This window comes from Mesorhizobium sp. M0195, from assembly GCF_040322115.1.
Lineage (GTDB): Bacteria > Pseudomonadota > Alphaproteobacteria > Rhizobiales > Rhizobiaceae > Mesorhizobium.
Genome location: NZ_JAMYSV010000022.1, coordinates 65,624 through 79,131, shown reverse-complemented (window position 1 = coordinate 79,131; position 13,508 = coordinate 65,624). Strand labels below are relative to the sequence as shown.

At 63.2% G+C, this 13,508-nt stretch carries 10 protein-coding genes and 3 pseudogenes; 2 read left to right on the top strand and 11 right to left on the bottom strand.

The window, feature by feature from the left end:
- Nucleotides 1-110: pseudogene (locus NKJ12_RS27545) on the top strand (S-(hydroxymethyl)glutathione synthase); the annotation flags it as partial.
- A 35-nt stretch (nucleotides 111-145) separates the two neighbouring features.
- Here NKJ12_RS27545 and NKJ12_RS27540 read toward each other — a convergent pair.
- Nucleotides 146-232, bottom strand: a pseudogene (locus NKJ12_RS27540) (transposase); the annotation flags it as partial.
- Nucleotides 233-402: 170 nt separating this feature from the next.
- On the opposite strand from NKJ12_RS27540, the pseudogene NKJ12_RS27535 reads away from it, so the two are divergent.
- Nucleotides 403-633 (top strand): annotated as a pseudogene (locus NKJ12_RS27535) (type II toxin-antitoxin system VapC family toxin); the annotation flags it as partial.
- A gap of 14 nt (nucleotides 634-647) precedes the next feature.
- Here the strand turns inward: NKJ12_RS27535 and NKJ12_RS27530 are convergent.
- The 10 genes from NKJ12_RS27530 to NKJ12_RS27485 all read right to left on the bottom strand — a co-directional run bounded on the left by NKJ12_RS27530 (nucleotide 648) and on the right by NKJ12_RS27485 (nucleotide 13,500).
- Nucleotides 648-1,478, bottom strand: a complete 831-nt coding sequence (locus NKJ12_RS27530) for a BtpA/SgcQ family protein (protein ID WP_352706378.1) — start codon at nucleotides 1,476-1,478, stop codon at nucleotides 648-650.
- Nucleotides 1,475-2,383, bottom strand: coding sequence for a ribokinase (locus tag NKJ12_RS27525; protein ID WP_352706375.1), 909 nt, complete (start codon nucleotides 2,381-2,383; stop codon nucleotides 1,475-1,477). The genes NKJ12_RS27530 and NKJ12_RS27525 overlap by 4 nt, the downstream gene beginning before the upstream one ends.
- Before the next feature lie 3 nt (nucleotides 2,384-2,386).
- The gene (locus NKJ12_RS27520; protein ID WP_352706373.1) at nucleotides 2,387-3,157 is read right to left on the bottom strand and encodes a glutamine amidotransferase; all 771 of its coding nucleotides are present in this window, start codon (nucleotides 3,155-3,157) and stop codon (nucleotides 2,387-2,389) included.
- A 27-nt stretch (nucleotides 3,158-3,184) separates the two neighbouring features.
- On the bottom strand, nucleotides 3,185-4,273 hold the full coding sequence (locus NKJ12_RS27515; protein ID WP_352706371.1) for a phosphotriesterase family protein: 1,089 nt from the start codon (nucleotides 4,271-4,273) through the stop codon (nucleotides 3,185-3,187).
- 4 nt (nucleotides 4,274-4,277) lie between these two features.
- Nucleotides 4,278-5,282, bottom strand: a complete 1,005-nt coding sequence (locus NKJ12_RS27510; RefSeq protein WP_254819827.1) for an ABC transporter permease — start codon at nucleotides 5,280-5,282, stop codon at nucleotides 4,278-4,280.
- Nucleotides 5,279-6,076 carry an ATP-binding cassette domain-containing protein gene (locus NKJ12_RS27505; RefSeq protein WP_352706369.1) on the bottom strand — a complete coding sequence of 266 codons (798 nt, stop codon included), beginning with the start codon at nucleotides 6,074-6,076 and terminating at the stop codon, nucleotides 5,279-5,281. Before NKJ12_RS27505 ends, NKJ12_RS27510 begins: the two co-directional genes overlap by 4 nt.
- Before the next feature lie 74 nt (nucleotides 6,077-6,150).
- Entirely contained in the window at nucleotides 6,151-7,089 is a 939-nt protein-coding gene (locus NKJ12_RS27500) for an ABC transporter substrate-binding protein (protein ID WP_352706366.1), read from the bottom strand.
- 116 nt (nucleotides 7,090-7,205) lie between these two features.
- Nucleotides 7,206-7,817 (bottom strand): cupin domain-containing protein, encoded by a 612-nt coding sequence (locus NKJ12_RS27495; protein ID WP_352480706.1) that lies wholly within the window; start codon nucleotides 7,815-7,817, stop codon nucleotides 7,206-7,208.
- A gap of 1,379 nt (nucleotides 7,818-9,196) precedes the next feature.
- Nucleotides 9,197-12,400, bottom strand: a complete 3,204-nt coding sequence (locus tag NKJ12_RS27490) for an efflux RND transporter permease subunit (protein WP_352706364.1) — start codon at nucleotides 12,398-12,400, stop codon at nucleotides 9,197-9,199.
- Entirely contained in the window at nucleotides 12,397-13,500 is a 1,104-nt protein-coding gene (locus tag NKJ12_RS27485) for an efflux RND transporter periplasmic adaptor subunit (RefSeq protein WP_352706385.1), read from the bottom strand. Before NKJ12_RS27485 ends, NKJ12_RS27490 begins: the two co-directional genes overlap by 4 nt.
- Nucleotides 13,501-13,508: the final 8 nt, after the last annotated feature.

Genomic DNA, 13,508 nt, shown 5'->3' with positions numbered 1-13,508 from the left:
GGTCACAGCTGAAGTCGATCGGGCTCGAACCTTATGATTGCCTCAATCCTGGCCTGATGGACTATATCGCCACCTGGACGGCCAAGAGATCCGGCGCATTGCCGGTCTAGTAGCCGCTCGACTATCATCGATCGAGCCGGGCGACGCCGCCCGGCACGATCACGTGCAGGTGCGGACGGTGGGTCATCGCGGAGCCTTGCCTGTGAAGGACGGCGGTGATGCCGATACGGGGCGCCGAGAGCGTAGGCCTCGACGCCCTAGTTTTCAGGCATTGCCCATTTCAATCGCCTCGACTGCGCCATTGGCCTGCGCCCAGCGCGAAGATCGGGCACGGTCGAGGGAATGGGCAATTGGATCCCATCCTATCGGCGGAGAGATAGACACTCGAAGATCGGGCCCATTAGACTAAGTTTTATGGGCCTGATAGATAATGGCTATCATGAGCCGCCAATCACCGGCGAGCACGCCATTGCGGTGGAGGGGCTTCCACCCATCCACAAGGACCCCTTCGATCGGATCCTGATTGCTCAATCGATTGTGGAAGGCGTCACATTGCTGACCGTCGACGATCTGTTCGCGCAGTATCCTGGGTGTCCGTCGTCTCTGACCGAGGTGGCCCGAGCGGTGGGCTAGGCGGTTGAAGTGAGCTATCGCTTCAGACCACCCATGAACGCCTTTACTCGAGCAGAGTCGACCTGGTTCCACCAGACGCCGTCGTGCTTCAGCGCGCTGGCGATGATGACCCCGTCGACAATGGCGAGGATATCGTTGGCATTGTCCGGCGTCACGCCGCTTCCGACCAGCGTCGGCAGGCCGGCGGCCTGCTTGATCATGCTTATGTAGCCCAAATCCGCGGCGTGGCCGGTGCGCTGGCCGGTGGCGATGATGGCATCGGCATCGAAGAAGACCAGGTCCTTGACCAGTTCCTCCACCGGACGGTCGGCGACGATGGCATGTGCGCCGTGTTTGACATGGGCATCGGCGAAGATGCGGATGCCGTTGGCGCGCAGCCTGGCGCGATAGCGCGCTGCGCGGCCCGACTCGCCCTCGACAAAACCCTCATTGGCGACATAGGCGTTCGCCCATTGATTGACGCGGACGAAACCGGCGCCGGCAGCGCTGGCGATCGCCAAGGCCGGGATCGCGGCATTGGCCAGCACGTTGATGCCGACCGGCCTGCCGAGCTCGCGGCGGATGCGGTCGGAAACGACCGCCATATAGGCCGCCGTCTCCGGCCCGATATCGTCAGGCTTGGCGAAAGGGATGTCGCCATGGTTCTCGACGATGACGCCGTCGCAGCCGCCGTCGAGATAGGCTTTAGCGTCATCGAGCCCGCGCTGGTAGATCACCTCCACGGCCTCGCCGTCATAGCGCGGCGCGCCGGGCAGGGGCGCCAGGTGAACGACGCCGATCACTACCTTGGTGCGGCCGAAAAGGTGGAAGAGTGCGTCGCCGCCGGATTGGCCGATCTGGGTCATGAGAGCTCCATTTGATCGATGAGCACCGCCATCTCGGAGGCGGAAGGACAGGATGCCAGCGTGCCCGGCCGTGTCACGGCGATTGCGGCGGCCGCCAGCGCAAGCTCCAGCGCCGAGGTAACCAACATGCCCCGAGCAAGCCCGCCGGCGAGACAGCCGCAGAACACATCGCCGGCGCCGCTGGTGTCGAGCGCCTCGACCTGCGGCGCCGGCAAACGAAGCGGCTCTTCCTGGCCCGGGCCAAGCACCAGACAGCCTGCGGCGCCGAGCGTGATGACGACGGTGCCTGCACCTTTGGCTACCAGCGCGCCGGCGGCTGCTATCATGTCATCCCGGCCGGTCAGGGTTTTCGCCTCGGATTGGTTGACAACCAAAAACTCCGCCAGGCCAAGATCGGGAACGGATGCCGCATCGATCGGGCTGGCGTTGAGAACGGTGCGTGCGCCGTTTTCCTTTGCTGCTCTGAGGCTGGCATCGGTCGCGGCGGCACGCAAATTTCCCTGGCAGACGAGGATGTCGCCGGGAGCGATCCAGCGGACAAGTGCTGTTTGCGCCACCGGATCGAACGCGTCGCTGCAGGCAACGCCGCTGACAATGAAATTCTCGCCGCCTCGATCGACGACGATGGTCGAGCGGTCGCTCGGCAGCTCGAATTCGCTGACCTCGAGGTCTGACAGTTCGCTGTTGAGGCGGCTCCTGATCCATGTGCCTTCGCGGTCCTTGCCGAGCGCCGTCCAGAACGTCACCTCTGCACCAGTCCGCGCTGCTGCGACCGCCTGGTTGGCGCCCTTGCCGCCGAGCCCGTCGGCATAGCTCACGGCATTCAAAGTCTCGCCCGCGGCAGGGAGGCGGCCGACGCGAAACATGGTATCGATGCAGGCATTGCCGACGACGTGGACATGCATGGCTCAGCTCTCGCCGGTCGCCCAACCCAGCATCTGTTCGAACAGGGTCTTGTAGCCTGGCCAGGCGATGAACTGCGGCGGCAGCCAATGCGGCCCGACATCGGATGTCCAGGCCACGGTGCGGCCCTTGCCGTAATGGCCGGTGACAAGCAGCGGCAGCGAACCATAATCCGACGATACGCTGGCCAGAACTTCCACATCGTCCTTCAGTGTCACCTCGTTGAAGCCGAGCAGGATCGGCCAGTCCGAACCGAGGCCCCTGAGGATAGGATGTGTCGACCCTGGTTTCGGTACCGGGGCAAAGCCTTCGGGAACCTCGACGCGGTCGTCGTAGGCCAGGCAGTTCACCGGCAGCACGTCCTCGATCGGCGTCTTGCGGTAGCGCGCGCCGCCATTGATGCCCTGGAAGCTGTAATAACCGCCGAACATCAACAGACCGCCGCCGTCGCTGACGTAATTGCGGAGCAGGCGCAGGCGGTTCGGCGTCGGCTTGGAGTGGACCCAGGTGTCGGGATGTAGCAGCAGGGTGTTGGCGCCAATGTCGGAGAGCACGACCGCGTCATAGGCCGACAGCGCCTCCATCGTCTGAGGAAAGCCACGCTGCGCCTCATGCGCCGGCATGAAGGTGACGTCGAAATCGGTCGCCTTGAGCGCGCCCAGCAATTCGTCGGCGCCGGTGTGATAGGTGACAGTCGGGAACTGGTCGAAACCCTTGATGTGGGTCGCGGTCGACACCCAGGATTCGCCGGCAAGCAGGATCTTCTTCTTGGACATTTGAACTCCCGTGTAGTTCCAGGCCGCTTAGAGCCGCGCGAATACGCTTTTCGGATTGGCGATCAGCATGCGGTCGATGGCCGCCTGCTCGACGCCGTGGCGTTTCAGACGCGGTATGAAATGCTTCAGGATATAGCCATAGCCGAAGCCGCCGAAGCGCGTCAGCATGATCTTGAGGAACACATCCTGCGACAATAGCAGGCGGTCGCCGAAGCCGGCCTCGACAAGGGCGGCGATGGCGCGTGCGTTCTCCTCGTCGGAGGGCGATTGCGCGTCCTGGTCGGCATAATAATAGTCCATGCCGATCATGTCGTATTCGAGGAACGCGCCGCGCCGGGCGAGGCTTTTCTGGTAATCGGGATCGTCGTGGCTCGGGTTCATGTGGCAGAGCACCGTGTGGCGGAGATCGGCGCCCTCGGCCTCGACGATATCGAGGACGTCGTGCGCCAGCCGCTCCCAGCCAGGCAGATGGATCGACAGCGGCACCCCGGTGATGCGCGAAGCGCGCGCCGAAGCTCGCAGCGACTTGCGTTCCTCGGCGGTGAAATCCTTGCTGACGCCGACCTCGCCGATCAGCCCGGCCATGATCGGCGGCTGCGTCTCGCCGCCGCCGATATCGTTGACGATGAACTCGGTCACGGCGTCGACATCCATGGCCTTCAGCCATTCGGGATGGGTATGCTCGAGATAGAACCCGGTGCCCATGACGATCTTGAGGCCGGACATGCGGCTGATGCGGGCGAGCTTTTCGGGGTCACGGCCGATGCCGATATTGGTGGCGTCGACGACGGTGTGGCCGCCCAGCGCGCGATAGCGCTGCAGTTCCGACAACGCCAGGTCGGCGTCGTCGAGCGAGACATTGTCGCGGTTGACGTAAGGGTTCATGCGCAATTCGCCGATGATCTCGATGTTCACCGGCTGCTCGGCGATCGCTATGTCATCGGGATGGCAGGGGCATTTCCAGCTGCGTGCGCCGTCGAGCAGTATGTGCTCGTGCATGAGCGTTATCCCCATGTCCTCGACCGGAACCGGGCCGAGCACGGTCATCACGTGGCCGGTTTCGACCCCGATTGGCAACCGCTGCCTGGGCGCTGCGTCATCGAACAGACCACTCATCGGCTCAACGGCTCCGCACGGCGCCGCGGAACAGGCGGAAGTTCAGCCAGATGGCGATCAGGATGATCGTTCCGGTGACGATCGGCGTCAGGAAAGGCGACAGATGCGCCAGGATCAGGCCGTTGCCGATGACGGCCACGGTCAGCGCGCCGAGCACCGTGCCGATGATCGTTCCACGGCCGCCGAACAGGCTAGTGCCGCCAAGCACGACGGCGGCGATGACTTCCAGCTCGAAACCCTGTCCGGCATTCGAAGATCCCGATCCAAGCCGGGCAGCAATGATGATGCCGGCAAGGGCCGCCGCGGTGGCGGAAATCACATAGACGAAGAGCGTCGTCTGCCGCGTGTTGACGCCGGCACGCCGCACCGCCTCGGCGTTGGCGCCGATGCCGGTGACATAGCGGCCGAACGGCGTCTCGTTGAAGGCGAGATAGGCGATGGCCAGGATCGCCAGCGCGATCAGCGCCGGCACCGGCACGCCAAGAAACCAGGCGCGGCCCAGCACGGTGAAAGCGCTTCCGGGCTCGATGGGGATGGAATAGCCGCCGGTGATCAGCAGCGCCACGCCCCGGATCACCGAAAGCCCGGCAAGCGTGACGATGAAGGACGGGATGCCCTCATAGGCGACGAAATAGCCCTGCACCGCGCCAAGCAGGGCACCGAGCGCGAGCATCACGAGGATAACGACTGGCCACGGCAGGCCAAACTGCAAAAGTGTCGCCGACAGCGTCGCCACCAGCGCCAGCACGGAGCCGACCGAAAGATCGATGCCGCCGGTGGTGATGACGAAAGTCATTGCCGCGGCAACGATCAGCAGCGGCGCCGACTGCCGCAGGATGTTCAACAGATTGGGCGATGTCAGAAACGCGTCGGTCGCAACCGAGAAGATGATGCAGACGACCAGAAAGAACAGCGCGATCGAGACGACACTGCCATTGGCGAGGAGCGCATCGCGCCAGGTGCCCTTGCGTACACGTGAGGGCTGGGCGGCGTGGATCGCGTCGCTCATGCCGGCGCTCCACCGCGGTAGCCGTTGGTGGCGGAACGCGCATTGAACTTGCGGCCGACGATCAGATTGACCACGTCCTCGATGTTGGTCTCGCCGATCAGCCGCTCGGCTACGCTGCGCCCTTCGTACATGACCTGGATGCGGTCGCAGACGAGGAACAGATCCTGCAGCCTATGGGTGATCAAAATGACGCTGACACCGCGCGCACTGACCGCACGGATCAGTTCGAGCACCGCCTCGACTTCGGCCACGGCAAGCGCTGCCGTCGGCTCGTCCATGATCAGCACGGCCGGCTCGAACGAGGCGGCACGGCCGATCGCGATCGACTGGCGCTGCCCGCCGGAGAGGTTTTCGACCTTGAGTCGCGTGTCGGCAATGACGATACCGAGCCGATCGAGCATCTGGCGGGTCTCTTCATGCATGCGCTTCTTGTCGAGAAAGGAAATACCTGCGATGCGGCGACGCGGCTCGCGGCCGAGAAACAGATTGCCGGCGACGTCGACCGTGTCGCACAGCGACAGGTCCTGGTAGACCATCTCGACGCGCGCCGCACGTGCGTCCGCCGGCGAGCTGAAGATCGCAGGCTTGCCGTCGATTTCGATGGTGCCGGCGTCGGGAACCACTGCCCCCGACAGCACCTTGCTCAATGTCGACTTGCCGGCGCCATTGTCGCCGACCAGCCCCAGCACCTCGCCCGGCTTCAGCGTCAGCGACACGTCATCGAGCGTCTGGATGGCGTTGTAGCGCTTTGAGATGCCGCTCATCCGCACCCGATAGGTCTGGCCACTGCTCATCTGGAATTCCACGCGATTGCAAGGGATCCGCGGCGCAGCCTCGGGCGGCACCGCGGCTCGGTCGCCGACGCAGTTTACTTGAACATCGCGCGATATTGGTCGACATTCTTCTTGGTCACGATCGTCACCGGGATATTGATGATCGGGTCGATTTTCTCGCCCTTCTTGATCTTGCCCAGCGCTTCGACCGCGGCCTTGCCTTCGCCGGCCGGATCCTGCTGCACGACCGCCACCACCCAGCCGTCGTCGATGCCCTGAAGGGCCTGCTTGGTCAGATCCCAGCCGAACACCTTGACGTCGCCGGTGCGGCCCTGGCTGGTCACCGCCGAAACGGCGCCGAGCAAGGCCGGTTCGCCGGTCGCATAGAGCGAGTTCATGTCCGGATTGGCAGTCATCAGGTTTTCCGAAGCGCTCAACGCGGTCTCCTGAACGTTCTGGCCGTCGACCGTGTCGAGGAAGGTGACGGCCTGGCCGCTTTCGGTCACCGCCTTCTTGAAGCCGTCGAGCCGCTGGTTCTGGATGAATGAATTGAGTGCGCCGACGATACCGATCTTGGCCTTGCCCCCCATCTCGGTCTTCACATAGTCGGCGTAGAATTTGCCGATGTCCTCGCCGGCCTTGGTGTTGTCGACGCCGATGAACGAAATATTGTCGCCGTCGGGGATCTGCGCGTCGATGGCTATGACGGGAATGCCGGCCGCCTTGGCTGCGGTGATCGCAGGCTTGACGCCGTTGACGTCGATGGCGACTAGAATGATGCCGTCGACTTTCTGCGTGATGTAGTTCTCGATCGCGTCGTTCTGCGCGCTCGGCACATTATTCGCGTTGAAGATGACCAGCTTGGCGCCGGCGGCGTCGGCTGCCTTTTGCGCGCCCTCGTTGATCTGGTTGAAGAACAGGGCCTGCTGGTTGATGTTGACGAGAGCGAACGTATCGGCAAGCGCCGAGCCCATGGCTGCCGAGCCCATGGCAACGGCGGCGGCACAGCCGGCGAGAAGTTTGAACAGACGCATTTCGGTTCCCCTTGCTTGCGGACCAGACCTAGGCCGGTCCCGTTGGTGCTACAGGCACGAAGCAAGCATTCAAGAGACTTGAATATTTGTCAATCCAAATGAACGCCGAGCGTTGCTCAGAAAGTCGCCGGCGTATTGACCCAGAAAATGCTGGCGCGTTCCTCGCCGATGTTGCGGTAATGATGCGGCAGCTCCGACCTGAACACGAAGGCATCGCCCGTGGCGAGAGCATGGCTCTTGCCATCGACGATCAGTTCGATCCGCCCGGCGAGCACATAGCCGACTTCCTCGCCGGAATGCTGGATCGGACCTTCGCTCGAGCCCTCCGCCTCGATGTGATGGATGTTGCATTGTAAGAGGTGGCCAGGCGAATATGGAATGATGCGTTCGAGCGAAATTCCTTCGCCGCGCCGTAGCGCGTCGAGCGCAATCAAAGGCCTTGCGCCCGCCCGGAATACGATCGCCTCGTCGTCGTCGACTTGCTCGAACATCCAGCCAATGTTGGTGTCGAGAACCTCGACCAGACGGTGAAGCATGGGCAGGGACGGCGAAGCCTTACCGTTCTCGATCTTGGACAGCAGGCTTTCCGAGCAATTCGCAGCCGCGGCCAGCGTCTTCAGCGTCATGCCGCGTGTCTGGCGGGCGAGACGCAGCCGAGTTCCAAGTCTCGCGGCATTTACGGTGGCGTCCGTTTCTGACTCTGGCCGCCGTCGATCGATCTTGTTCATCTGTTCGCCAACCATTCAACGGTCAAGGGCAACTATCGCGCGAGCAAAAGACCTCGGCCGACGATTTGCAAGTGCTGATGCGTCAAATTCGAGACTTCAGCCGCAGCTGCCGCATCCGGCGAATGCCGCTCCCGCATGAACCGTGCTGATGATCCCGCGCCAGTTATCCCCTGTCGCTTGCCTGTCCATCGTGGTCGAAATCGCCAGCCGTTACTGCGTTTGCGTCACGTGGCGAGTGGACTTGGGACGACAATGCGTGCAAGGCGGGCCACGTAGCCAATCTACACAACCACGGCCGCGCCGACACGATAAAATCTGGACTGTCACCGAATTGCGGAGCGCGCCCAGAAGTCACCCGGGCCGGGCCCAATAGAGTTACACCCAGGGCGGGCAGGCTCTAGATAGCCGCGGCGTAGTCATAAAATCCCTGGGGCAGTCGCGCGCTTGAGCTTCGGCAATTTTTGAAGAAAGTCCAACAGAATTAATGGACTAGCGCCTTGCGGAAGTGAATTGCGGAAGCGGCGACCGATTAATGCTTTAGAAGTATAGATACATCTACACGAGGTGCGAAGAAGCAACGCCAATACAGCTGATTGGTTACAGCATATTTATTTTCGCATATGTGGTATTGACCGTCCGGGGATTCCTGGACACGGTCCCGTGGGATGGTGAAATTATGCGGCAAGTAAGTGTAGCCGCCGTCTACCCTGGACCGCACCGAAGACCGAGGTATGGCGCGGCAATCTGAACCGCCGCAGCACTTGAATTTGGTCTGCGGGTCAATCTTGTCTTCGTACCAATCATGGGCGTTAGCGGCTGTTGCGGCAGCGATACACATCGCCGTGAAGATGAGCCTTCGCATGGCATTCCTCAAGTATCTGGCAGGCGCTGCTCGTTGGGGTTTCCATGTATATTAGCGTTCCATTGAAAATACCATTGGCCTCCGACCGACTTAACGCAGCTCCAGCCAGCGGCGCTCGCAACGGAAGACCGCGTCGCGTCACGTCAGGACGACACTTGCGCCGAACAAAGGTCTGCTCTTGTCGCTCCGGGTTTGAAAGCCGACCATCTGCTCTGCGCCGCAATCTCGGCCATTGAGATTAGCTTGTCCGCGTTCTGAAAGCAGACACCGCAAGCGAGGACGCCGGAGGTCGCGGTTGCGCCCTTAAGCCCCGCCTGGCCGACCAGATAGAAGATCGCATTGGCCTCGCCGCCCGGCATCGTCTCGCTGGATGCGGCTGTTGGGCTGGATTGCTGGCTCAGAGCGAGCAAGGGTCTCCGCTGTACCTCGACGCCGAAGTCGCGCAGATCGTGGCCGTTGCCGCGCCGCGCCGATTTTCTGGAGTGGTAAGCCCTGCCCGACGCGGCGAATTCGTAACCTACTCGGCGGCCGTCTCCGCTGGCGCCCCTGCCGGCCCCGAAGGCTCGGCCTCGGCACGGGGCTTGCGCCGCGAAAACAGCGACCTGAGCGTGACGTAGAACACCGGCGTCAGGAAAAGGCCGACGAAGGTGACGCCGAGCATGCCGGAGAATACCGCGGTGCCGAGCGACTGGCGCATTTCTGCGCCCGGGCCCGTTGCGATCATCAGCGGCACGACGCCGAGGATGAACGAGAAGGCGGTCATCAGGATCGGCCGCAGCCTGAGCCGGCAGGCTTCGACGGCAGCCTCGGCGGCCGACAGCCCGCGTTCCTGCGCCTGCCGCGCGAATTCGACGATCAGGATCGCGTTCTTGGCGGCAAGCCCGATTAGCACGATGAGGCCGATCTGCACGAGGATGTTGTTGTCCAGCCCTCGGAACGACACGCCGAGCAACGCCGCGAGCACGCCGAGCGGCACCACCAGCACAATGGCGAACGGCAGCACCAAGCTTTCATATTGCGCCGCCAGCGCCAGGAACACGAACAGCACCGAAAGTCCGAAGATATAGAGAGCGGCATTGCCTGTGTTGCGCTCCTGATAGGCGAGCTCGGTCCATTCATAGGAGGTACCGGCCGGCAGCGTCTTTGCCGTGATCCCTTCCATCAATGCCAGCGCGTCGCCTGTGGAAACGCCGGGCGCGGCGTTGCCCTGCAGCGGCACCGAGACGTACATGTTGTAGCGCTGGACCAACGCCGGGCCGGTGGCGTCGCGGATCTCGACCAACGTGCCGAGCGGAACCAGCGCGCCGGTCGCCGAGCGCACCTTCAGTTTCAAGATGTCGGCGCGATCTATGCGGAACGCCTGGTCGGCCTGCGCCCGCACCTGGTAGACGCGCCCGAAAGCGTTGAAGTCGTTGACGTAGGCGGTGCCCAAATTGATCGACAGCGTCTCGAAGATGTTGGGGATAGGCACGTTCAGGATGCGCGCCTTGTCGCGATCGATCGCCAGGAAGAATTGCGGGCTCGACGCGGAGAAGGTGGTGAACACGCCCGTCAGCCCCGGCGTCTTGTTGGCCTTGCCGGCGATTTCGTAGGCAAGCGCCAGGACCTGTCGCATGTCGGCGCTGTTGCGCTCCTGGATCTGCAGCTTGAAGCCGCCGGCATTGCCGACGCCGCGGATCGGCGGCGGCGGCAGTGCGATAATGAAGGCTTCCTTGATGCTTTGCAGGCTGCCGAACAGATTGCCGATGACCTGGGTTGCCGACTGGTCGGCTTTCAGTCGCTCGTCAAACGGCTTGAACCTGGCGAAGATCACGCCCGCATTGCTGGCGTTGGTGAAGGTCGCGCCGGAGAAGCCGGCGAAGGCGACTGCGTAGTCGACGCCTGGCGTTTTCTGGATGATCTGCGACGCCTGCTGGATGACCGCATCGGTCCTCGACAACGAAGCGCCGTCCGGCAACTGGACGACGACGATCGCATAGCCCTGGTCAAGCGACGGAATGAAACCGCGCGGCACCGCCTGCACCAGGTAGACCGTGGCGTAGATGAGGCCCGCGAAAACGGCCAGCATGGCGGCGATCGTTATCCACGAGCCGATCAGCACGCGGATGATGCTCGAATACCAGTGGGCGACCCTGTCGAAGCCGCGATTGAAGCCGTCGGCGAGCGCCCGTCCGAACCGCGCCAGGAAAAAGCGCGGCGGCGCCGCCGCGGCGTGGTGCGGCTTGAACAGCAGTGCGGCCAGCGCCGGCGAAAGCGTCAGCGAATTGAATGCCGAGATCGCCGTCGACACCGCGATGGTGATCGCAAACTGCAGGTAAAACTGCCCAGAAATGCCGGGGATGAAGGCTGTCGGTACGAACACGGCTATCAGCACCAGCGAGATCGCGATGACCGCGGTTCCGACTTCGTCCATGGTCAGGTGCGACGCCGGATTGGGCGCCAGCCCTCTGGCGATATTGCGCTCGACGTTCTCGACCACGACGATCGCATCGTCGACGACGATGCCGATCGCCAGAACGAGGCCGAACAGCGTCAGCATGTTGAGCGAGAAGCCGGCGGCGTAAAGCACCGCCAGCGTGCCGATCAGCGACACGGGGATCGCCACGATCGGCACGATCGCCATGCGCCACGATTGCAGGAAGACGATAATGACGATGATGACCAGCAGCATCGCTTCCAGGATTGTCTTGTAGACCTCCTGGATCGACTCGGCGACGAACTCGGTCGGATTGTAGACGATGTCGTAGCTCAGCCCCTTCGGGAAGTCGCGGGAAAGCTCCTTCATCTTGTCCTGGATCTCCGCGGCTGCGGCGAGCGCATTGGTGCCCGGCCGCTGGAAGATGGCGAGCGCCACCGCCGGTTTGCCGTTGAGATAGGAGTTGGTGACGTAATCCTTGGCGCCGAGCTCGATGCGCGCCACGTCCTGCAGCGAGATCAGGCGGCCGTCGGCGGCCGATTTGACGATCACGTATCGGAAATCGCGTGCGTCCTTGAAGCGGCCTTGCGTGGTGACCGTGTACTGGAACGCCGTGCCGGTGCTGGTCGGCGGCGCGCCGATCGAGCCACCCGACACCTGGACGTTCTGGTCGCGCAGCGCCTGCACCACATCGCCCGAGGTCATCCCCAGGGCGGACAGTTTTTCCGGATCGAGCCAAATGCGCAGCGAATATTCGCGTTCGCCGAAGATGATGAGGTCGCCTACGCCGTCGAGTCTGAGCAGTATGTCGCGCACCCGCGAGCGGGCGTAGTTCGAGACGTAGAGCTGGTCGTAGGTATTGTCGGGCGACAGCATGTGCACGACCATCATCAGGTCGGGCGAGCTCTTGGTGGTGGTGATGCCGAGGCGGCGGACTTCTTCGGGCAGGCGCGGCTCGGCGACCGACACGCGGTTCTGCACCAGCACCTGCGCCTGGTCGAGATCGGTGCCCAGCTTGAATGTGATGGTCAGCGCCATCGCCCCGTCGCCCGACGAATAGGACGACATGTAGAGCATGCCCTCGACGCCGTTGATCTCCTGCTCGATCGGCGTTGCCACCGTCGCTGCGACCGTCTCGGCGTCGGCGCCCGGATACTGCGCGCGAACCACGATGGTCGGCGGCGCGATCTCGGGATATTGCGCGACCGGCAGCTGGGTATAAGCAATCCCGCCGAGGATCAGCAGGACGACCGAAACGACCGATGCGAAGATCGGACGGTCGACGAAGAAATGTGCGAACCTCATTGCTGCAACTCGGCGATCTCGGCCTTGGGCGGCAACGTCACCATCTCGACCTTCACCTTGGTGCCGGGCCTGGCGTGCATCAGCCCGTTGACGATGATCGTCTCGTCGCCGGTCAGGCCCCCGCGGATCACCCGGTAGCCGTCGAGAAGCGGGCCGGTGCGCACGGGCTTCGCCGACACCATCCCGGCCTCATCCACCAGGAACACGATGCGGCGATCCTGATCGGCGCCGATCGCCTCGTCGGGCACCAGCACGCCGCTATGCGGCAGCGACCCCGGCACGTTGATGCGCCCGAACATGCCTGGCTGGAGAATGCCGTCGGTGTTGGGAAACCTTGCACGCACCCGCATGGTGCCGGTCGCGTTGTCGATCCGGTTCTCGGCAAAATCGAGCTTGCCTTTGAATACCCGCTCCGCGCGGTCGGCGACGCGAACCACCACCTCGAGCCCGCCGGCGCCTTCCTGCATGCTGCCGCCGCGCTCCTTCGCGTCGCGGGCGTAGCTGAAATACAGGCGCTCATCGACGTCGAAATAGAAGTCAATCGGATCGCGCGTAACGATGGTCGTCAGCAAGGTGGAATCCGGCTGCACGAGGTTGCCGACCGACACCAGCCGGCGGTCGATGCGGCCGGACAAGGGCGCCTTGATCTCGGTGAATTCCATGTTCAGGCTAGCCGTCGTCAGCGCAGCTGTCGCGCCCTGCATCTGCGCCTGCGCCGAAAGGTATTCCCGCCGGCGGTCGTCGAGCGTCGCGGTTGAGATATTGCCGGTCTTGGCGAGTTCGTCGGCGCGATCCAGCTGCATCTTGGAGAATTCGAGCAGACTCTTGGCGACGTTCACTTGCGACTTGGCGGCATCATAAGCCGCCTGGTACGGACGCTGGTCGATGGTGAAGAGCAGGTCTCCCTTGTTGACCAGTGCGCCGTCCTGGAAGCTGACCTTGTCCAGATAGCCGCTGACGCGCGAACGGATGGCGACCTGGTCGACGGCTTCGAAGCGCCCGACGAACTCGTCGTCTTCGACGATTTCACGGACCACCGGCTTGGCCGCCGTCACCACGGGTAGCTGCTGGTCCTGCGCAAACGCAGTGCTGAAAGCCATGCCGAGCA

Excerpts from the sequence above, each read along its gene's own strand:
- NKJ12_RS27490 (WP_352706364.1), bottom strand. The coding sequence starts at position 12,400 with ATGAGGTTCGCACATTTCTTCGTCGACCGTCCGATCTTCGCATCGGTC.
- NKJ12_RS27515 (WP_352706371.1), bottom strand. The coding sequence starts at position 4,273 with ATGAGTGGTCTGTTCGATGACGCAGCGCCCAGGCAGCGGTTGCCAATC.
- NKJ12_RS27525 (WP_352706375.1), bottom strand. The coding sequence starts at position 2,383 with ATGCATGTCCACGTCGTCGGCAATGCCTGCATCGATACCATGTTTCGC.
- NKJ12_RS27495 (WP_352480706.1), bottom strand. The coding sequence starts at position 7,817 with ATGAACAAGATCGATCGACGGCGGCCAGAGTCAGAAACGGACGCCACC.
- NKJ12_RS27520 (WP_352706373.1), bottom strand. The coding sequence starts at position 3,157 with ATGTCCAAGAAGAAGATCCTGCTTGCCGGCGAATCCTGGGTGTCGACC.
- NKJ12_RS27530 (WP_352706378.1), bottom strand. The coding sequence starts at position 1,478 with ATGACCCAGATCGGCCAATCCGGCGGCGACGCACTCTTCCACCTTTTC.
- NKJ12_RS27510 (WP_254819827.1), bottom strand. The coding sequence starts at position 5,282 with ATGAGCGACGCGATCCACGCCGCCCAGCCCTCACGTGTACGCAAGGGC.
- NKJ12_RS27505 (WP_352706369.1), bottom strand. The coding sequence starts at position 6,076 with ATGAGCAGTGGCCAGACCTATCGGGTGCGGATGAGCGGCATCTCAAAG.
- NKJ12_RS27485 (WP_352706385.1), bottom strand. The coding sequence starts at position 13,500 with ATGGCTTTCAGCACTGCGTTTGCGCAGGACCAGCAGCTACCCGTGGTG.
- NKJ12_RS27500 (WP_352706366.1), bottom strand. The coding sequence starts at position 7,089 with ATGCGTCTGTTCAAACTTCTCGCCGGCTGTGCCGCCGCCGTTGCCATG.